The organism is Kitasatospora sp. NPDC059160 (genome assembly GCF_042755465.1).
GTDB lineage: Bacteria > Actinomycetota > Actinomycetes > Streptomycetales > Streptomycetaceae > Kitasatospora.
This window is the reverse complement of the sequence record NZ_JBHZCN010000054.1, coordinates 1-18,859: the sequence shown is the minus strand read 5'-3', so window position 1 is coordinate 18,859 and position 18,859 is coordinate 1. Positions and strand designations below refer to the sequence as shown.

At 76.0% G+C, this 18,859-nt stretch carries 17 protein-coding genes; 8 read left to right on the top strand and 9 right to left on the bottom strand.

All coding sequences use genetic code 11. The annotated features are described in order from the left end of the window. The first annotated feature begins 64 nt into the window (after nt 1–64). Nucleotides 65–820 (top strand): DUF998 domain-containing protein, encoded by a 756-nt coding sequence (locus ACFXOZ_RS23090; RefSeq protein WP_380592382.1) that lies wholly within the window; start codon nt 65–67, stop codon nt 818–820. Between the two features lie 247 nt (nt 821–1,067). Further along, a complete protein-coding gene (locus tag ACFXOZ_RS23085; protein ID WP_380592380.1) occupies nt 1,068–3,821 on the top strand; it encodes a BTAD domain-containing putative transcriptional regulator in 2,754 nt (917 codons plus the stop codon). An 11-nt stretch (nt 3,822–3,832) separates the two neighbouring features. Here ACFXOZ_RS23085 and ACFXOZ_RS23080 read toward each other — a convergent pair whose 3' ends face one another. Then, entirely contained in the window at nt 3,833–4,408 is a 576-nt protein-coding gene (locus tag ACFXOZ_RS23080) for a hypothetical protein (RefSeq protein WP_380592378.1), read from the bottom strand. A 206-nt stretch (nt 4,409–4,614) separates the two neighbouring features. Here ACFXOZ_RS23080 and ACFXOZ_RS23075 point away from each other — a divergent pair, with 206 nt between their 5' ends. Together ACFXOZ_RS23075 and ACFXOZ_RS23070 are read left to right on the top strand one after the other, a co-directional pair. After that, nucleotides 4,615–4,911 (top strand): hypothetical protein, encoded by a 297-nt coding sequence (locus ACFXOZ_RS23075; protein WP_380592377.1) that lies wholly within the window; start codon nt 4,615–4,617, stop codon nt 4,909–4,911. Next, entirely contained in the window at nt 4,908–5,996 is a 1,089-nt protein-coding gene (locus tag ACFXOZ_RS23070) for a hypothetical protein (RefSeq protein ID WP_380592375.1), read from the top strand. Before ACFXOZ_RS23075 ends, ACFXOZ_RS23070 begins: the two co-directional genes overlap by 4 nt. Before the next feature lie 73 nt (nt 5,997–6,069). On the opposite strand, the gene ACFXOZ_RS23065 is transcribed toward ACFXOZ_RS23070, so the two are convergent. The 3 genes from ACFXOZ_RS23065 to ACFXOZ_RS23055 all read right to left on the bottom strand — a co-directional run bounded on the left by ACFXOZ_RS23065 (nt 6,070) and on the right by ACFXOZ_RS23055 (nt 9,927). Then, nucleotides 6,070–7,167 (bottom strand): peptidoglycan-binding protein, encoded by a 1,098-nt coding sequence (locus ACFXOZ_RS23065; RefSeq protein WP_380592373.1) that lies wholly within the window; start codon nt 7,165–7,167, stop codon nt 6,070–6,072. 345 nt (nt 7,168–7,512) lie between these two features. Then, nucleotides 7,513–9,420, bottom strand: a complete 1,908-nt coding sequence (locus ACFXOZ_RS23060; RefSeq protein ID WP_380592371.1) for a hypothetical protein — start codon at nt 9,418–9,420, stop codon at nt 7,513–7,515. A gap of 168 nt (nt 9,421–9,588) precedes the next feature. Then, nucleotides 9,589–9,927, bottom strand: coding sequence for a YrdB family protein (locus ACFXOZ_RS23055; protein ID WP_380592369.1), 339 nt, complete (start codon nt 9,925–9,927; stop codon nt 9,589–9,591). A 155-nt stretch (nt 9,928–10,082) separates the two neighbouring features. Here ACFXOZ_RS23055 and ACFXOZ_RS23050 point away from each other — a divergent pair, with 155 nt between their 5' ends. Next, nucleotides 10,083–10,535, top strand: coding sequence for a MarR family winged helix-turn-helix transcriptional regulator (locus ACFXOZ_RS23050; protein WP_380592367.1), 453 nt, complete (start codon nt 10,083–10,085; stop codon nt 10,533–10,535). A 95-nt stretch (nt 10,536–10,630) separates the two neighbouring features. On the opposite strand, the gene ACFXOZ_RS23045 is transcribed toward ACFXOZ_RS23050, so the two are convergent. The 3 genes from ACFXOZ_RS23045 to ACFXOZ_RS23035 all read right to left on the bottom strand — a co-directional run bounded on the left by ACFXOZ_RS23045 (nt 10,631) and on the right by ACFXOZ_RS23035 (nt 12,793). Beyond that, complete coding sequence (locus ACFXOZ_RS23045; RefSeq protein ID WP_380592365.1) at nt 10,631–11,200, bottom strand: maleylpyruvate isomerase N-terminal domain-containing protein; 570 nt, start codon at nt 11,198–11,200, stop codon at nt 10,631–10,633. A gap of 86 nt (nt 11,201–11,286) precedes the next feature. Further along, entirely contained in the window at nt 11,287–12,012 is a 726-nt protein-coding gene (locus ACFXOZ_RS23040; RefSeq protein ID WP_380592363.1) for a DUF2625 family protein, read from the bottom strand. Between the two features lie 154 nt (nt 12,013–12,166). Continuing rightward, nucleotides 12,167–12,793, bottom strand: a complete 627-nt coding sequence (locus ACFXOZ_RS23035) for a helix-turn-helix domain-containing protein (protein WP_380592361.1) — start codon at nt 12,791–12,793, stop codon at nt 12,167–12,169. Between the two features lie 142 nt (nt 12,794–12,935). Here ACFXOZ_RS23035 and ACFXOZ_RS23030 point away from each other — a divergent pair, with 142 nt between their 5' ends. Then, nucleotides 12,936–13,928 (top strand): alpha/beta fold hydrolase, encoded by a 993-nt coding sequence (locus ACFXOZ_RS23030; protein WP_380592359.1) that lies wholly within the window; start codon nt 12,936–12,938, stop codon nt 13,926–13,928. 36 nt (nt 13,929–13,964) lie between these two features. Here ACFXOZ_RS23030 and ACFXOZ_RS23025 read toward each other — a convergent pair whose 3' ends face one another. After that, a complete protein-coding gene (locus ACFXOZ_RS23025; RefSeq protein WP_380592357.1) occupies nt 13,965–14,939 on the bottom strand; it encodes a hypothetical protein in 975 nt (324 codons plus the stop codon). Nucleotides 14,940–15,027: 88 nt separating this feature from the next. On the opposite strand from ACFXOZ_RS23025, the gene ACFXOZ_RS23020 reads away from it, so the two are divergent. Then, nucleotides 15,028–15,510 carry a DUF6882 domain-containing protein gene (locus ACFXOZ_RS23020; RefSeq protein WP_380592356.1) on the top strand — a complete coding sequence of 161 codons (483 nt, stop codon included), beginning with the start codon at nt 15,028–15,030 and terminating at the stop codon, nt 15,508–15,510. 156 nt (nt 15,511–15,666) lie between these two features. Beyond that, entirely contained in the window at nt 15,667–16,119 is a 453-nt protein-coding gene (locus ACFXOZ_RS23015) for a nuclear transport factor 2 family protein (RefSeq protein ID WP_375884102.1), read from the top strand. A gap of 20 nt (nt 16,120–16,139) precedes the next feature. Here the strand turns inward: ACFXOZ_RS23015 and ACFXOZ_RS23010 are convergent, their stop codons facing one another. Continuing rightward, nucleotides 16,140–18,332 carry a BTAD domain-containing putative transcriptional regulator gene (locus ACFXOZ_RS23010; protein ID WP_380592354.1) on the bottom strand — a complete coding sequence of 731 codons (2,193 nt, stop codon included), beginning with the start codon at nt 18,330–18,332 and terminating at the stop codon, nt 16,140–16,142. Nucleotides 18,333–18,859 lie beyond the last annotated feature (527 nt).

Sequence of the window (18,859 nt, the reverse complement as noted above, 5' to 3'; positions counted from 1 at the left end):
TGCGCCAGGATCGTGGTCCCGGCTCCTGGAACTCCGTCGGGCCCGACACGGAAGGCTCTTGAGGATGGCGATCGACGACGAGGTCAGGGCGGTCGCGTGGAAGTCGGGTGCGGTGGCGCTCGTGGTCGCGGCCGTCCAGTACGTGGTCGCCGAGGCCATAGCGGCCTCCGCCTGGCGGGACCCGGTCTACGACTACGCGCACAACTTCATCAGCGATCTGGGTGTGCCCTCCTGCGGCGGGGTGTTGCAGGGCCGGACGATCTGCTCGCCGCTGAACGCGGTGATGAACGCCGGGTTCATCGCGCAGGGTCTGCTGTTCGTCGCCGCGGCCCTGGTCCTGCAGCACCTGCTGCCGGGGTGGTTGCGCTGGGCGTACCTGGTCCTGGCCGTGGTCCACGGGGTGGGGATCGTCCTGGTCGGCCTGGTGCACGGTTCGCCGGAGGCGGACCGGGACGGGTCGATGGCCTGGCACGGCCTGGGTGCGGGCATGGCGATCATCGGCGGCAACCTGCTGGCGGTGGTGGTGGGCGGGCACCTGGTCCGCAGCGGCCGCGCCCGGTGGCCGGGCCGGGCGGTCCTCGGGTGCGGCGCGGTCGGGCTGGTGTGCGCCGTCGTCCTGCTCACGATGATGCCGACGGATCCGGTCCCGTACCACGCGGCCGTGTTCGAGCGCGGCTCGGTCTACTCGATCACGGCCGCCGAGCTGATCGCCGGGGCCACGGTCCTGCGCGCGCTGCGCGGCCTGCGCGGCCTGCGCGGACTGCACGGCCTGCACGGGCCGGGCTCCGGAGCGCCCCTGCCCGTCGGGACCGCCGGCTGACGGACCGGCCGCCGAACTTCCCGCGGGCGGGAGGCAACCGATCAGCGGGGCCGGCCGGTTGGTAGGGGGTGTCGCCTCCCACCACCTCGGCCCGGCGGTCCCCGGCCCCGGTCGGGTGGGGCGAGGGGTGAGGGGACGAGGGGCGATCCGGCTAAGGTGCAGCCGGGGGCCGGGGACGGACTGGGAACACGGGTGCGGCATGCGGATTCTCCTGCTGGGACCGTTGGAACTGCGGAGCGACCGGGGCGTGCCCGTGCACGTCGGGGGGTCCCGGCGGCGGGCCGTGCTGGCCGCGCTGGCGCTGGAGGCCAACCGGGTCGTCCCGGTCGAGCGGCTGGTCGACCTCACCTGGGAGCACGCCCCGCCGTCCACCGCCCGGGCCGCGCTCCAGGGCCACATCGCCCGGCTGCGCACCCTGCTGGACGGCGGGCTCCGGCTGGAGACCCGCGCACCCGGCTACGTCCTGCACGCCGACCCGGAACTGATCGACACCCACCGACTGGAGCACCTGCTCGACCGCGTCGGCACCGCGGACGGGGAGGAGGCCGCGGTCCCGCTGCTGCGCGAGGCGCTCGCGCTCTGGCGCGGGCCGACCCTGGCGGACTGCGGCTCGGCCGCGCTGCGCGAAGCCGCCGCCGGACGGCTGGAGACCCTGCGGGTCGAGGCGCTGGAGCAACTCGCCGGGCACGAGCTGCGCACCGGCCGGGGCCGGTCGGTGACGTCACAGCTCACCGCCGCGCTCCCCGAGCACCCGCTGCGCGAATCACTCGTCCGCCTCACCGTGCTCTGCCTCCACCAGGAGGGCCGGAGCGCCGAGGCCCTCGCCGTGTACGAGGAGGCACGCGGCAGGCTCGCCGAGGAGGCCGGAATCGACCCGGGGCCGGCACTGCGCGAGGCCGCGGCTCAGGTCCGGTCCGCTGCTGCTGCTGCTGCTGCTACTGCTACTGCTACTACGGAAGAACGACCCGCGCCCGCCCCCGCCCGACTGCCGCGCGCTCCCCGCCGCTTCGTCGGCCGGGCGGGCGAACTGGCCTGGCTGGACGAGCAGTGCGCGAGCCTCCGGCGAACGCACCGGCCCGGGTACGGCGGCAACGGCCCGGTCCTGCTGGTGACCGGCCCGGCCGGGGTCGGCAAGACCGCCCTGGTGCTGAGCTGGTCGCACCGGCTCGGACCGGCCTTCCCGGACGGGCGGGTCGCCGTCAACCTGCGGGGCTTCGACGAGACCGAACCGCTGCGCCCCGAGGAGGCCCTGGCCGAGCTGCTGCGGGCGCTCGGCGCCGACGAGAGCGCCGTGCCGTCCACCCCCGAGGAGGCCGCGGCCGCCTGCCGGAGACTGCTGGCCGGGCGCCGGGTGCTGATCGTGCTGGAGAACGCCCGCGACGCCGGGCAGGTCCGCCCGCTGCTGCCGGTCGAGCCAGGCTGCGCGGTCGTGGTGACCAGTCGGCACCGGCTGACCGAGCTGGTCGTCGAGGCGGACGCCCGCGCGCTGCCGCTGGCCTCCCTCCCGGCCGGGGACGCCTTCGACGTGCTCGCCGAGGTCACCGGACGGCCCCGGCTGGCGGCCGAGCCGGAGGCGGCGCGGCGGGTCGTGGAGCTGTGCGAGGGGCTGCCGCTGGCGCTGCGGATCGCCGGTTCGCGGCTGGCCACCCGCCCGCACTGGCGGGTGGCGACCCTGGCCGGGGAACTGGCCGACGAGCGCTCCCGGCTGGCCGCGCTGGCCACCCAGGGCGCGTTGAGCGTGGCGGCGGCCCTGGAACTGACGGTCCGCAGCCTGCCCGGCCCGGCCGCCGGTCTGTTCCGGCTGCTCGGCATCCACCCCGGCCAGCAGGTCGACACCCGGGCCGCGGCCGCGCTCGCGGGCACCGGCCTGCGGGCGGCGGCCGCCGCCCTGGAACTGCTGCACCGGGCGCACCTGGTGGCGGAGACCGTTCCCGGCCGGTTCGAGCGCCACGACCTGGTCCGGCTGTACGCCCGGCAGGCCGCCGAGGAGCTGCCGGCCGCCACCCGGGACGCGGCGCTGGCCCGGCTGTTCGACCACTACCTCGCCGCGACGGCGGCCGGCCTCGTGCTGGCCCGGCCGGACGCCCGGCACCACCGCCCGTCCGCACACCCCCCGGGCGGCGCGCCGGAGTTCGCGAGCTCGGCGGAGGCGCTCGACTGGTTCCGGGGCGAGGAGCCCGCCGTCCGCGGCCTGATCGCCCTGGCCGGCCGGTGGGGGCGGCCCGAGTACGCCTGCCGGATGGTCGAGAACGCCGGGTACCTCTACCTGGACGCCGGCCTGTTCCGCGCCTGGGAGGACTCCGCCCGGACGGCGCTGCGCGCCGCCGAGGCCGCGGGGACCGCCGCCGACTGGCCGCACCTGTACTCCAACCACAGCCTGTCACTGGGCTGGCTGGGCCGACGGGCCGAGGCGCTGGAGCAGTCCGCGCGCGCCGTCGCCGTCGCCGACCCGGAGAGCCGGCCCGTCCTGCGGCACCGCTACCTGAGCATGCGCAACAGCTTCCTGGACGACTACGGCGACCCGGTGAAGGCCCTCCCCGGAATCGTCGAGACGGTCACCGAGGCCCGGGCCGGCGGCGACGACCGGACGCTCTCCCAGGCACTCAACAACCTCGCCGACGCCCTGCTGCGGGCCGACCGGGCCGCGGAGGGCCTCGCACCGATCACCGAATCGCTCGCCCTGCTGGCCGGCCGCGAGTCCGACCCGTACCTGGTGATCTCGACCAAGACCCACGCCCAGGTGCTGAGCGCGCTCGGCCGCTCCGAGGAGGCGGTCGAGCAGATCCACCGCGCCCTGGAACTCGGCCGCGCCCAGGGCAACCAGGCCCATGCCGAGTTCGACTTCGCGGACGTCATGGGGCAGGTGCTGTACGACCGGGGCCGGACCGCCGAGGCCCGCGCCCACTGGGAGCACGCCCTCGAACTCGCCGCCGAGCAGGGGCGGATGACCCGGCAGGTGGAGCGGGTGAAGGAACGGCTGGCGCAGTGCGGGCCGCCGTGACGGGCGCGCGCTCAGACGCCCCGGGACGGCCGGTACGGCGCGGGCTGACGGCCGGGCAGGCCGGGTACGGCGGGTACGCCGGCGGGGGCGGTCGCCGCGGTGGAGGCCGTCGAGGTGGAGGCCGTCGAGGTGGTGGGGCGGGCCGAGCCGCCTGCGGTCGTCCGTACGCCCGAGGCCGCGGGCGCCGCCGCGCCGGAGGCCGTGGTGCGGCGTGCCGCCGACGGCGCCGGCCCGGCCGCAGGTGCGGGCGTGCCGCCGTCCGGCTCGACCCGCTCGATCCGCAGCACCAGGTTGCGGTCCCGGCGGTCGCCCGCCCGGTCGCGGTTACGGCTGTGCACGGACTGCGTCAGCACGCCCCGGATCTCCTGCCAACGCCCCTGCACGGCACGGATGTTGGGGCACCACTCGGAGCCGTAGCGGTGCTCCAGCGCCAGCTGCCAGCTGTCGGCCGCCACCAGGTGGACCGCGCCGACCGTCGCCGGGATCTCCACCGGGGCGGCGCCCCTGACGGTCACCACCGCCCGCTGCGGCCACTCGCCCTCCACCGCCGTCACCGTGATCCGGCTCGGCCCCTGGTACCAGGCCATCGCTGCGGTCCTCCCTCGTCCGTCCGCGCCGGTTCGTCGCCCGGCCCCACCCGGTACCACGGACGGCGGGCCCGGGAGGTTCGAACCAGCGTGAACCGGTCGGCACCCGTGAACCGGTCGGCGCCGTGAACCGGTCGGTGCCGTGAACCGGTCGGTGCCCGCCGGCCGTGCAACCCGGCGAGCACCGTCACCCGGGGAGAGCACACGTGACCAGGACCGAATCACCGAGGCGGATCTCCGTGATCTGCTGCGCGGCCGCCGCCGGCCTCGTCACGGCCGGACTCCTCGCGGTGCACGTCCCGCCCCCACCCGCTCCCGCCCGGCCGCACCCGGCCGGCGCGGCGGCGCCCGCAGCGGCCGGAACCCCGGCCCGGCCACCGTCCGGCCCGACCCGCACCGGGGTCCGGGCACCGCTGCCGGACGGGGCGGACACCGCCGGGGCCCCGGCCGAGGCCCTCACCGTCCCCGCCGACCTCACCGACCCCGCCGGAGGCCCCCGTTGAACGAGGACCCGCACGGCACGACACCGGGCCCCGGCCTCCAACTGCCCTGGATCGCCGAGGAAGAGGAAGGCGAACCGGACCCGCCGCACCCCACCGCCGCCACGCTCGCCGCCCGGCTGTCCGCCGGCCTCGGCCGGCTGGGCGACCGGTCCCGCTGGGACGCCCGGCGGATCGCGATGGCCGCCTCGATGGCCACCGGCGCGGTCCTGCTGCTCGTCGCCCCGTTCATCGAGCCGGACGGCGGCAGCGGCGACCCGGCCGCGGCCGCCGCGCCGACCGGCCGCTCGCCCCTGGGCACCCACGGCCGGGCCCACCCCCCGACGCCCGCACCCACCGGGCCGACCGAGCCGACCGCGCCGACCGCGCCGACCGGCAGCTCCGCCGACCCCACCGGCACGCCCACCGGGAGCCCGTCCGCCGCGCCGTCCCCGACCGACGACCCGCACCAGGCCCCGCCCACGGCCCAGGCCTCCCGGCCCGCCGCCCCGGCGGCCACCACCCCCGTACCAGCCGCGACACCCGCCTCGGCCGCCCCGGCCGCCCCGCAGGCCCCGCCCGCCCCACAGCCCGCCCCCGGCTACCGGGCCGTCGCCGGACTCGGCTGCTCCGGCCCCGGCGCCCGGTTCCAGGAGGTCGGGGCGTTCCGCCAGGGGGCCGACGGCTGGGTCACCGTCAGCAGCGGCGGCTACGGCGGCGATTCCTGCGACGGTCGGTACGACGCGGTCCCGATGTCCGGCGACCGCGCCAAGGACGACAACAGCACCTACGCCCTGTGGACCTTCGACACCGGCCCCGGCCCGGCCTCCTGCGCCGTCGCCGTCTACGTCCCGGACTCCTCCTCGGTCCAACAGGTCGGCGGTGCCCCCGCCTACACGGTGGCCGCCGTCTCCGGCGCCGACCTCGGGTCCTTCACCGTCGACCAGGTCTCCCACCGCGGCAGCTGGGTGGACGCCGGCACCTTCCGCGCCCAGGCCGGACCACTGACCGTCCGCCTCCACAACCGCGGCCAGGACTGGACCGGCTCCGGCCGGGCCACCCACGCCCACCTCGCGGCCGCCGCGGTCCGGGTCACCTGCCAGGGGTGACGCGACGCGCGGGTGACGGCAACCGTCACCCGCGCGAGCGCCCGTCCGGGCCTGCTGTCAGACCGTCGGACCGTCAGGCGGTCACGCGGTACCAGTACCCGCCGGTGCGCAGACCGGCGTAGTGCACGTTGGTACCCGTCTCCTTGGCCTCGTACATCATGTCCGCGCCGGTGGCGGAGTCGGTGCCGGCGTAGATCACCACGTGGTGGGTGTCGTGCGGGCCGTTGCCGAAGTACTCGACGTCGCCCGGGCGGCGCTGGGACTCCGTGATCGGGGTGAGGTGCTTGTCCAGGGTCTGCTCGGTGGTGTCGCCGCCGTTGGCGAGGTCGATGCCGGCGCCGAACCAGAAGGCCGCGCGGACCAGGCCCGAGCAGTCCACGCCGACGGTGGTGTTGGCCGGGCAGGGCTGGATCGAACCGGTGTAGCCGTCGCAGGTGCCCAGCGACGGGCCGGGGCCCTCGCCGCGCAGCGAGTGGCCGCCGCCCCACACGTACGGGACGCCCAGGTAGGACTTGGCCGCGTTCAGGACCTTGGTGGAGTCGATCGGGCCGCTGGGCAGCGGGACGGGCTTGCTGCCGTAGAGGGCGTTCTTGACGGCCGTGCCGACGATGCCGTCGATGGCCAGGGCGTGCGCGGCCTGGAAGTTGCGCACCGCCGTGTCGGTGGCGGGGCCGAACTGCCCGTCCACGGTGAGGCGGCCCGCGTTGAAGGTGTTCAGCATGGACTGCAGGGTCTTGGCGCACGCGCCGGTGGCGCCCTTCTGCAGGTCCCCGCACTGGGTGCGCAGGTCGACCGTGCCGGAGGCGGCCGCCGCGGCCGCGTCTATGGCCGCCTTGGTGGCCCGGCCGACGATGCCGTCCACGTCCAGGGAGTGCGCGGTCTGGAAGTCGCGCACCGCCGTGTCCGTACCCGAGCCGAACTGCCCGTCCACGGTGAGGTGGGCGCCGGTCTGGTTGAGCTCCAGCTGGAGCTGGGTGACGCAGCCGTCGACCTCGCCCTTCTGGAGGTTGGCCGGGCAGGACGGAGAGGTGATCGGTATCGGGGCCGGCACGGTCGCGGCGGAGGCCGCCGAGGCGGTGAAGGCGCCGACGCCCGTCAGCACGGACGCCAGGGCCAGGCCCAGCGACAAGCGGCGCCGGGTGGGGAGGACGGTGTTCACAGGGGTCTCCAAATCCATGATGATTCGTCAGAACTCTGCCTCACCCGGCCACCCGTACGGGAGGGGTACGCCGTCCCATCCGCCGGACGGCCGCGTCTCACGGCACCCGCCCGGACGATGGGACGAGCCGCCACCCGGGCGCGGCACCCAACGGGCGCAGCCGTTGAGCTGGGCCGACGGACGGAAGGACGGCGTCCGCCGCAGCCCTCGGCCACCGGGGGATCCGCAGCGTCCCGGCCCGCATCCCGGGAAACCGTCCCGCGCGTCCTCCACCGCGCGGGCCGCCATGCGCTCGGTCACCTCATGGCTCCTCACCCCGGGCCGGGCGGTCGGCCGCTCGGCCCGGGGCGGTGCCCGCTACCGGGCGCGCTCGCCTTCGCGGCGGCGGCGGGTGCCGACCATGCCGAAGGCGCCGCCGAGCAGCAGCAGGGCGCCGGCGCCCTCCATCAGGATGCCGGTGGCGTCGCCGCCGCCGGTGTGGGCCAGGGCCTGGCCGGTGCCGGAGCCCGTGCCGGAGGCCGTACCGGAGGCCGCTTCGGTGGTGGGCGCCGGGGCGGGGGCGGCGGGACTGGGGGACGTCGTGGGGGCGGAGGACTGGGTCGGGGTCGGGGCAGGGAGCGCCGTGGTGGGCTCGTCGGTCGGCTCCGGATCGGGGTCGGAGGCGGGGGCGGTCGCGGTCGCGGTGGGCGCCGGCGTCCGGCTCGGCTGAGCCGTGCCCGTGCCGGTACTGGTACCGGCACCGGTACCGGTCGGCGCGTCGGTCGGGGTGGTCGGGCCGGGCGCGGGGGCCGAGACCGTGGTGCAGTCCGCCGTCGGCGTCGCGGGGGCCGTACGGGTGCTCGTGGCGCGGGACTCGGTGGGGGACGCGGCGGAGGCGGTGGCCCTGGGCGTCCCGTGCTTGGTCCGGCTCGCGCTCGGGCTCGCCGTGGGCCCGTCGGAGCCGTCGTCCGTCGGACCGGCCGGTTCCCCGGCCGTGGCGGTGGCGGTGCTCGCCGCGCGCCGCTCCTGCTGCCGGGTGGCCGTCGGCGACGGTGAGGCGCCCGATTCCGGCGGCTGGTGGTCGTCCGCCGGCATCCCGGTGGCGGCGGTGGCCTCGGTCGCCGCGCGCCGGGTCTGCTTGCGGGTGGACGTCGGAGCGGGTGGCCCGCCGTCGGCCGCGGGCTTCGCGGTGGTGGTCACACCGGTGGCGGGCTCGGGATTGGCGGGCTCGGGGTCCGGGCAGTGGGAGCTGGTGCCGACAGGTCCTCCGGGGGTGGAGTCGACGTGGTAGCCGGCCACGATCCTGGTGAAGGCGTACGGGTCCTGCTGGATCCCGCCGCAGACCGAGGCGCTCTCCGCGGTGAACTCCCCGCTGCACGGGCGGTCCCGGTTGACGGCCCAGTAGGTGAAGCGGGCCAGGTGGTGGGCGGCCGCGAAGTCCCGCATGGCGCGGAAGTCCGCCGGGCCGACCAGCTCGTCCTTGCTGTCGGAGTGCCCGTTGATGGAGGACAGGCCGGTGTGCCGCCAGGCGGTGTCCGCGTCGTAGCCGTAGGCGTGGACGAGGGCCTGCTGGAGGCCGGTCAGGGCGGAGACGGTGGCGTCGACCATGGTGCCGGGGTGGCTGTCGAAGTCGAACGGCATCACCACCCAACCGTCCACCTCCACGCGGGCCTTGGCGGCCCGGGCGATCAGGTCCGCGCCGTCGGCGTCCGGGCCGTTCAGTTCGGTGCTGAAGGTGACGTAGACCCGCAGGCCGGGGTTCTTCGCCTTGACCGCACCGAGCGCCTCGACCACCCGCTGCCGGGCGTCGGCGCTGGTCAGCTCGGTGGACTCGATGTCGATGTCGATCGCCCTCAACTGGTAGGCGTCGATCACCTTCTGGTAGGCGGCGGCGAGTTGGGCGGAGTCCGCGCACTTCTCGCCGAGCTTGGCGCCGTCCCAGCCGCCGAAGGAGGCCACCACCTCGCCGCCGGCCGCGCGGATCGCCTTGATCTTCGCCTCGTCGTCCCCGCCGGTCAGCGGACGGCTGCCGTCCCAGCGCGGGTCGCAGCCCTGGCCGGCGAGCAGGAAGGCGAGGGTGAACTGCTTGAGCCCGGTCGCCTTCATCACCGCGACCGGGTCCTGGGCATCGCCCCAACCCAGGTACTCGTAGGCGGCGTTGAGGCCCACCGGGTCGGTGGCGGCGGCCGGGGCGTCGTTCTGCGCGACGATCAGGACACCGCCGGCCGCGATCGCGGTGGCAGCGGCGGCGATCCGCCGACGGCGGCTGAGCCGGTGTTTGGGCATGGCGGTCGCTCTCCTGAGTCAGGGCCGGCCGACACCCGGCCCGTCCCGGGTCCGCCGCCGCCCACGGGGATTTCTCGCCGGGGGATACGGCCCGCCGCCCCGCTCCGGTTCACCGCTCCCCCGGTCGGCCGTCGCCCCGCCGCACGGCACGGCCCACCTCGGCCCGCCTCAGCTCAGCGCCAGGTGCACCGCCGTGGTCAGCAGGTAGCCCAGCGCGAAGACAACCGCCGTACGGCGCAGCCCCGTTGCCCGGAGCAGGACGGCCGCGCTGCCGAACCAGACCAGGTCCAGCACCGCCCGGGCCGCCCCGTGCAGCGGCACCTGCGCGCCCGGTGCGCCGAACAGGGCCCAGACCGCGACGTACCCGGCGGGCAGGGCGAGGGCGAGTGCCCAGCGGGCCGGCCGGGTGGTGCGCCGGGTGAGTGCGAACCGTACGGCGGCGGCGTAGACGGCGAGTTCGAGCAGGAAGGCGAGCGCGTCGTCGGCCGTGCGCAGCAGCGCGGTCATCGTGCGCCTCCGGTGGCCCGCCGCGCCGTCGCCAGGTGCGGCAGCGCCAGGGCGCCGGCCCCGAGCGGCGGTGAGTCGGTCATCGTCCCCCGCATATCAAGCACGCCTCCAATGATTCGAGCTCTGAATGATTCTGTGGAGATATTATCGCCGCCATGGACGCCGTCAACCCCCCTTCGCTGACCTCCTCGCTCGCCTTCCGCCTCGGCACCCTGGGCACCGTCGCCACCGCGCGCTTCACCGCCGCCGTCGAGAGCCGCGGCCTCAAGCCGAAGCACGTCGCGCTGCTCGCCACCCTCGACGCGGGTGCCGCCGCCTCCCAACTGGAGCTGGCCCAGGTGATGGGAGTGGCGCCGAGCCTGGTGGTCAGCCTGGCCGACCAGTTGCAGGCGCTGGGCGCGGTGGCCCGCGAGCGCGACCCCGCCGACCGCCGCCGCCAGACGCTGACCCTCACCGAGGACGGCCGCTCCCTGCTCCACGAGTGCACCGCCCTGGCGCACGCCGTCGACGACGAGTTGGCCGCCGCCCTCTCCCCCGCCGAACGCGAGTCCCTCCGCCGGGCCCTGGGTGTGCTCGCCCGCGAGGCCGGGCTGCCGGTCGCGGAATGACCCCGGGGTCCGGCCCCCGGGCCCCCGGAACGCGAAGGCGGCGCCGGTGCCCTCGCACCGACGCCGCCCGCCGCCCCACCGACCGGCCCGTGCGGTCAGTCGGAGCGCGCCGCCTTCCACACCCATGAGGTTCGGCGGGGAAGGCCGTCCAGTTCCTGGCGGCCGGTGCACCAGAGCAGCACCTGGACGGGGTCTCCGGGAGGAGCGTCGGGGAACAGCCGACCGAGGACGGCCGCGCACAGCGGTGCGGGCGGCTGCCAGTCCACGGCCAGCCCCTGGGTGATGTCGTGCGTGTGCAGCAGGATTTCAGCGACGCCCATGGCCGCGAAGCCCTCGGGATCGCAGGGACCCCAGTGCCAGGCACGCGAGGTCGGACCGGCCGCGGCCAGTGCGGAGCTGAGGAGGCGGCCGCAGGCGGCGACCGTCCGGAGCACCTCGGCCGGGGAGGCGGTGGGGCGGACGGTCAGGTCGAACGGGAGGTAGGAGTCGGCGGGACGTGCTGCCACCTGCCCCGCGTAGGCCAGCAGGTCGTGCGCGATGTGAGCCGCCGTCTCCCAGCAGCTCCACTCCAGCGGACCGGCCGGCACCGTCCAGTCCTCGTCGGCATGCGGTCCCAGGACCTTCAGCGACTCCGCCAGGGCCGTGTCGACGTCCCGGTGGTCCATGTGCAGCTCCTCGTGCGGTTCGTGCGGTGCGAAGGGGATGTGGCCGCGGCGTCTTCACGCCCGCCGGCGCAGGTGGGCGCGTCGCCTCAGACCTCGCCGAGGAATCCCGGGTCGGTCAGCCCCGCCTGCCCGGCGAAGTCGGCCGCCACTCCGAGCACCTCGTGCATCGGCACCGCCCGGCGGCTGGTGGCCGCCAGGTCCGCCTGGGCCTGCTCGGACCACAGGAACGGGAACACCGTGATCCCCTGGGACGGGGTCAGGGCCGCGGCCTCCGCCCGCCAACCGGGCCAGCGCACACCGTCGTAGAAGCTCTCCGCACCGCCCGAGAGCAGCCAGGAGACCCAGGCCGAGTGGCCGATCTCCAGGGCCTCCCATTCCAGGGTGTCGGGAGCGAAGTAGGTGATCTGCCCCGGCGCGCCCGGACGGCCCGCCGCCGCGGGGTCGTGGCCGTTCAGCGCGAAGACCCCGCCCACGGCGTCGTGGCCGACGACGAGACCGTCCGCGGGGTGCCAGGCGGACTCGAAGGCCGCCGGGAACCCGTTGACCCGGCCCAGGCTCGGCAGGCCCCCGGCCGCGGCCGAGCCGCCGCCGAACACCCGCACCCACCCGTCGTCCAGCAGCAGCCCGCCCGTGTTCAGGACCAGGGCGCCGAGCACCGACCGCGCCGTCACCTGCAACTGCAGGAGGCAGCGGCGCCCCTCCTCCTGGTCGACCGGCAGCACCTCCACCGGCACGGCCGCCGCCGAGATCGCCGCCGCCAGCTCGGGCCACGCCGGATCGTCCACCTCGGTCAACTCGTCGATCTCTCGCATCCGAGGATGATCGCACCGAACCCGCCCGGCCCCGGCATCCGCCCGCCCGCCTGCCCGCCTGCCCGCCTGCCCGCCTGCCCGCCTGCCCGCCTGCCGGTCGGGGCCGGCAACTGCCGTTGCCCGCTCGGCACCTGCCCGCCGGGAGGCCGCTCCGCTAGCGGGCGGTGCGGCCGAGGGGCGGGGTGCGGGGGCGGAGGACCTCGCCCTGGGGGCCGAACATGACCAGGTACTCGACCGGGGCGTCGGTCCCGGCGTTCGCGACGCCGTGGGGGGTGCGGGTGTCGAACTCGGCGACGTCACCGGCGACCAGGATCAGGTCCTGGTCGCCGAGGGCCAGCCGGAGCCGCCCGTACAGGACGCAGAGCCACTCGTACCCGTCGTGGGAGGACTGCCGGGGCCGGGCCGGTGGCGCGTCGGCGTCGGCGGTGGTGGCGGCGGCGGGCAGGACGTGCTTGTGGGCGTGCAGGCCACCCACGTAGCGGGTCAGCGGCAGCACGGACTTCTCGGTGGCGTCGGTGCGCCGCCGCCGTGTCGTCGTGCCGGCGGGGGGAGCGGGAGCGGTGCCGGCCAGCTCGTCGAGTGAGGCACCGTACTCCTGCGCGAGTCGCAGCAGCACCTCCAGGGTCGGTCGGCGCCGGCCGGTCTCGATCCGCGACAGCGTGCTCAGGGCGATCCCGGTCGCGCGGCTGACGCCGGTGAGGGTGGTCCCGCGCCGCTCGCGCGCGGCCCGCAGCCGGGGGCCGATGCTCGCCAGCACGTCGGCCGTACGGTCCTCCGTCACCGCTGCCCGCCCCCTCCGGTCGTACCCTCACCCATGCCCTGTCCTGCCAGTTTGCCAGGATGTCAAGGATCCTCGCACCGGGCGGGCGCGGCGCCGCATGATCGGTGGGCAGCCGCACCCGCCCGTTCACCGAGGAGTTGCGATGAACCGCCCCTTGCCGTCCGCCGAACCGCACCACCGCACCGTCGAGGGGCCCGCCGGGCGCCTGCACCTGGTCGAGCAGGGCAGCGGACCGCTGGTGCTGCTCCTGCACGGCTTCCCCGAGTCCTGGTACTCCTGGCGCCACCAGCTCCCGGCCCTCGCCGCGGCGGGGTACCGGGCCGTGGCACTCGACGTGCGCGGCTACGGCCGGTCCTGCACGCCGGCCGGGCCGGACGCCTACCGGATGGTGGACCTGGCGGCGGACAACGTCGCCGTGGTCCGCGCCCTCGGCGAGGAGCGGGCGGTGCTCGTCGGGCACGACTGGGGTGCCGGGATCGCGGCCACCTCCGCCCTGCTGCACCCCGAGGCCTTCCGCGCCGTCGCCCTGCTGAGCGTCCCCTACGCGCCGCCCGGCGGCCCCCGCCCCGGCGAGGTACTCGCCCAACTGGGCGGCGAGGAGGAGGAGTTCTACGTCTCGTACTTCCAGGAGCCCGGCCGGGCCGAGGCGGAGATGGAGTCCGACCTCCGGGGCTGGCTCGCGGGCTTCTACGCGGCCCTGTCCGCCGACACCATGCCGGGCCGGGACGAGCCGGACCCGCACTTCCTGGCCCGCGCCGGCGGCCGCCTGCGCGACCGCTTCCCCCGGGGCGCGCTCCCCGGCTGGCTGACCGAGGAGGACCTCGACGTGTACGCGGGCGAGTTCGAGCGCACCGGCATGACCGGGGCGCTCAACCGCTACCGCGCCATGGACCGCGACTGGGCGGACCTCGCCCCGTACCGCGGCGCGCCGATCGAGCAGCCGTCCCTGTTCATCGGCGGGACGCTGGACGCCTCCACGACCTGGCTGGCCGACGCGATCGCCGCCTTCCCCACCACCCTGCCCGGCCTGGCGGCCGCCCACCTCCTCGACGGCTGCGGGCACTGGATCCAGCAGGAGCGGCCCGCGGAGGTCAACCGCCTGCTGACCGAATGGCTCGACGCCCTCCCGGCCTGACGGCACGCCCGGGCCGGGGCGGCGGGCCTGCGTCCGTCACTCGTCCTCGCAGGAGGAGTGGGGTTCGTACGGCTCGAAGTCGCGGTGGTCGAGGAGTTCCGCGATGGAGAAGGGGTGCCGGTGGTCGGCGAGGAGGCGGTGGACGAACTCGGCGGTGGAGCCGTCGAAGCGGGCCTCGTGGTCGCCGTCCTCGTTGCGGGCGAGGACCGGCCACCGGTCCGGGTCCGGGCCCTCCGTCAGCCAGTAGAACTGGTCGGCCTGGACGGAGCCGGCCCACTGCAGGAGCCCGCCGGGGGCGGGGTGGAGCCGGTAGGGGTGGTAGACCGCGGCGATGTCGGGGTGGGCGGCGGCGAGTTCGGCGAGGGTTCGGGCGTTCCTCACCAGGCAGGAGGGATCGTCGGAGCCGGGCTGGGGACCGGGCAGGAAGATGTCGAGGAAACCCGCGAACGTGCCGGGGCCGAAGTGCTCCACCAAGTGCCGGTAGTCGGCTGGCAGGGCGGTGCCGAGCCCGGCCTCGGCCGACGGCCAGTCGACGGACCACTGCCGCGACCGGGGCCGGCCGGTCACCGCGGCGAGCCGTCGCACCCAGCGGGCACCCGACCCTTCGGCCCGGTCGTCCTCCTCGAAGTAGTCGGCGGGAAGGGCGAGTTCCGCCGGGTCCGCCCGGGGAGCCGTCAGCACGAGGAGCTGCGGTTCGCCGCTCCCGCCGTCCGGCCGGACGATCCCGCAGCCGACCCAGCGCCCGCCCACCGCCCACCCGCACAGGTCGACCACGCCCCCGGGGAACGCTGACACCAACGGCAGCCCGCGGCCCTCGTCGAGGGTGGGGTCGACGAAGCCGCCGGTGGCCAGGGTGCGCGAGGACCCCCAGCGGGGGCGCAGCGCCTCGACCAGGCGGCGCAGGGCGGCGTCCAGGTCGCCACCGGTCGCCACCGGCAGGCGGGCGAGGCCCGGTGCCGGACGGGCCAGCAGGGCGTCGACGCGGTGGAGGTGGTCGGCGAGTTCGTCCATCGCACCAGTCAACCGCAGACCACTGACACCTCCTCCCCCGCCCGCCGGATGAGAGGATCTCGCCGAAAGTTCTGTACGAGGAGACACCGTGAACGACCGCTCGAAGCATGACCACTCCGACTGGGAGGAGGTCGTACTCGCGGCCCGCGAACGTGCCCGCGCCCGGCAGGCCCTCATGGTCGACCGCTTCGGGCCGTCGGGTGACGTGCAGTACCACTGGTCGTTGGACGATGCGCGGATCACCTGGTCGCGCGCCGGGAAGGTGTTCCTCGCCGGCCGTCTCACGATGATCGGCAGCGTCAGCCTCGCCCAGCAGTCCTGGCTGTGGTCCTGGGCGAACGACTCGCTGCCGCGCGCGGTCCTCGGCGACATCGAGCGGGTCCGGCGGTACGGCGAGGAGAACGACTTCCCCGTCCTGCCGTGGCCGGGCTTCGACCACCGTCCCGAGCTGGTCGCCGAGGCCCGGATGGTCGCGGCGTCCGTGCTGGACGCCGACGGGCTGTGGGCGGAGTCCACGGACGACGGGCAGCTCCACTTCCTGGTGCACGACCTGGCGCCCGCCACCGGTTGACGGCCACGGGCGTGCGGGCGCCGGGCCAGGCCGCTGATCGCGGCGGGCCCGCGCGAGCCGCCCGCCGGAAACCGGGCGATTCGCGCCGGGAAGACCTCCCCCGAGCCGCGAGCATGGAGCCGTGAACCACGCCCGTACCCGGCCCCCGGAGGCGAAATGAGCAGGACCGTCGGTGACGACACCCCCCTGGTGGGGGCGAACAGCCCGTTCTTCCGGATCGTCAAGGAGGGACTGGACGGCCTGGTCGACGGCGAGGACTTCTACGACCTGCTGGCCGAGGACGTGGTCTTCGAGTTCGTGATCACCGTCCCGGGGTACCCGCGGCGGGTCGAGGGGCGCCAGGGGATCGTCGACCTGTACCGCGACTACGGCGACTACGTGGAGCTGCACGGCGCGGACGGCCTCCGGGTGCACCGGGACCGCGAGACCTCGGTGGTGGTGCTGGAGTACGCGGTCCACGGCAGGTCGGTTCCGACGGGGCGGCCCTACGACAACCACTTCGTCTCCGTGCTGACCGTCGAGGACCGCAAGGTGAAGCACTGGCGCGACTACCTCGACCCGGTCGCCGTCTTCGACGCCCAGGGGTGGCCTCGGGGCGGACGGCCGTAGCGAGCCGTCGTACCCGAGGTTCAGCCCGGCCTCGGACCCGGCCTCGGCCCCGGTGCCCGCGCGTCCGCCGGGACGGCCGGGGCCGGGGCCGGGCCCGCACCGGGGGGCTCGGTGCGTCGGACCACCGGGGTGGTGCGGAGGAGGTCGGCGAGGAGGCGGTCCATCAGGGCGCACTCCCCGGGGTCGGCGCCCTCAGCGCCCTCGGGGGCGGTGTGGGTGTGGCCGTGGGGCGGCTCCGTCGGGGCGGGCCCGGTGGCCGGTCCGCGGCAGGCTTCGGCGAGGGTGCGGCTCAGCCGGTCGAGGATGCGCTCCGGCCCGCCGTCCGCCACCCGGTCCGGGCCCGGACGTTCGGTCAGCTGCCGGGCCAGGCCGGTGACCAGGCCGCGGGCCAATTCCAGGGCCTGGTCGGCGGTTTCGAAGGCGCGCGCGGAGAGGCACTGGGTGGGGACGGCGGTGGTGAGGCGTTCGAGGGCCGCGGCGGCCGCGTCCACGGCGTGGTCGAGGAGGCGGCGGGTCGCCTCGGCCCGGTCGTGGGCGGGGAGTTCGGCGGCGAGTTCGGCAGCGTAGAGGCCCGCCAGGCGGTCGCCGCGGAAGCGGCCGGGCGAGGCCTCCTGGACGAGGTGGGCCGCGTCCAGTTCGGCGAGGAGTTCGCGCGCGCGGGCCCGGGGGACACCGGCGAGGGCGGCTGCGGCGGCGCTGTCGAGGGTCCCGCCGGGGTGGAGTCCGGACAGGGTGAACAGCCGACGGGCCTCGGCGGGCAAGGCGCGGACGGTCCGGCCGAGGGCGGCCGCGATGCCGAGGGTGCCGCCGGTGGCGAGGGCGGCGAGTCCGGTGGTCCGGTCGGACATCTCGTGGACGAGGTCGTCGAGGGACCAGGCGGGCCGGGAGGCGAGCCGGGCGCCGGCCACCCGCAGGGCGAGGGGCAGCCCGTCGCAGAGCGCGGCGAGCCGGCGGGCGGCGGCCGGGTCGGCGGCGACCCGCTCGGGGCCGGCGATCCGGCTGAACAGGTCGACGGCCTCGTCCTCGGGCAGGCCGCCGACGGGCAGCGGGATGGCGGCTTCGCGGACGACGAGGTCGGTGAGCCGGGAGCGGCTGGTGACCACGACGACGGGTTCGGGGGCGCCGGGCAGCAGCGGTTCGACCTGTTCGGCGGAGCGGGCGCCGTCGAGGACGATCAGCAGCAGCCGACCCTCGGTCAGCCGCCGGAGCAGGGCGCCCGCCCGGGCCCGGTCCTCGGGTACCTCGGCGGGCGGGACGCCGAGGCGGGTGAGCAGGAGGGCGAGGGCGGCGGCCGGGGTGAGGGGTTCCTCCTCGCCGAAGCCGCGCAGGTCGAGGTGGATCCGGCCGTCGGGGAAGCGGTCGGCACTGGCATGGGCCCAGTGCAGGACGAGGCTGCTCTTCCCGGCCCCGGCGACTCCGGTGACGAGCACGGGCCGGCCGTCGGCGCGGCAGGCGGCGTCGTCCAGGCGGCGCAGGTCGTCGGCGCGCCCGACCAGGGCGGTGCCGGGCCTGGGCAGGGCGTCGCCGGGGCCGGCGGCGGGGCCGGAGGCGGGCACGGGGGCAGGCACGGGGGCGGGAATGGAAACGGGAGCGGCGGGACGGCCGTCCCCGGCCTGCCGGAGGCAGCGGGCCAGCAGGGCGGCGGCGGGCTCGCGCCGGGGGTCGGCGGTGACGACGGCCCGGAGGTCGTCGAGGGCCTCGGCGCCCCGGCCGAGGCTCAGCAGCCGATCGGCGAGCCGCTCGACCGCGTGGGTACGGGCGGTGTCGAGCCGTCGGCCGGTGGTGGCGGTCAGGGTGAGCGAGCCGGAGTCGGTGAGGGCGGGACCGTCCCAGAGGTCGAGGGCCTCACGCAGGAGGGCGGCGGCCCGTACGGCGTCGGCGGTCTCCTCGGCGGCGGCCGTCAGCCGTTGGAAGTGCTCGGCGTCGACCAGTTCGGGGTCCCCGACGAGGACGTAGCCCTGGGCGCGGGTGAGCAGGGTGAGGCCCTCGCCGAGGCTGCGCCGGACGGCGGAGACGTGCCCGTGCAGGGCGGCGCGGGCGGTGGGCGGCGGCGCGCCCTCCCACACCGTGTCGAGCAGCCGCTCGACGGTGACGTGGTCGTTGAGTTCGCTCGCGAGCAGGGCGAGCACCTCCCTGCGGCGCGCACCCGCCAGGGCGACGGGGCGCCCCTGCTCGCAACGGAGCTCGACTCGGCCCAACAGCCGGACGCGCACACCCACTCCCTGAGTGCCGAGGACATGACGGAACGGGCTGAGGATACGAACCGGGGCGATCTTCGTCCAAGCCCCCGAACCGATTGGTAAAGCAACACAACTACCAAGGGGGCTTTGGGAATCGAGCACATCTGACAGTGAGGATGTTCATGAGCGGTTCCCGGGCAGGTCTGACTCAACCTCTGACTGACCTCGGGTCCTCAACCGGATCTGTCGGCCTCGTCCGGGAGCCGCTCGTGAGCATCCGCCGGCCCGGCTTGCGTGACTTCATAAGAGCCTGGCCAGAGGCCCCTTCACTGTCCTGTCCGCCCGCCGGACCGGCGGCTGCCGCCCCACCCGGATCAATGGAGAGGACGGCGATGTCCACCATCGCACACCAGGACCGCGAGATCACCGGCGGCGTCGACACCCACAAGGACACCCACACCGCCGCCGCCATCGACTCGGCCGGACGCCCGCTGGGATCCGAGCAGTTCGAAGCCAACGCCGAGGGATACGCCCTACTCCTGGCGTGGCTGCGCTCGTTC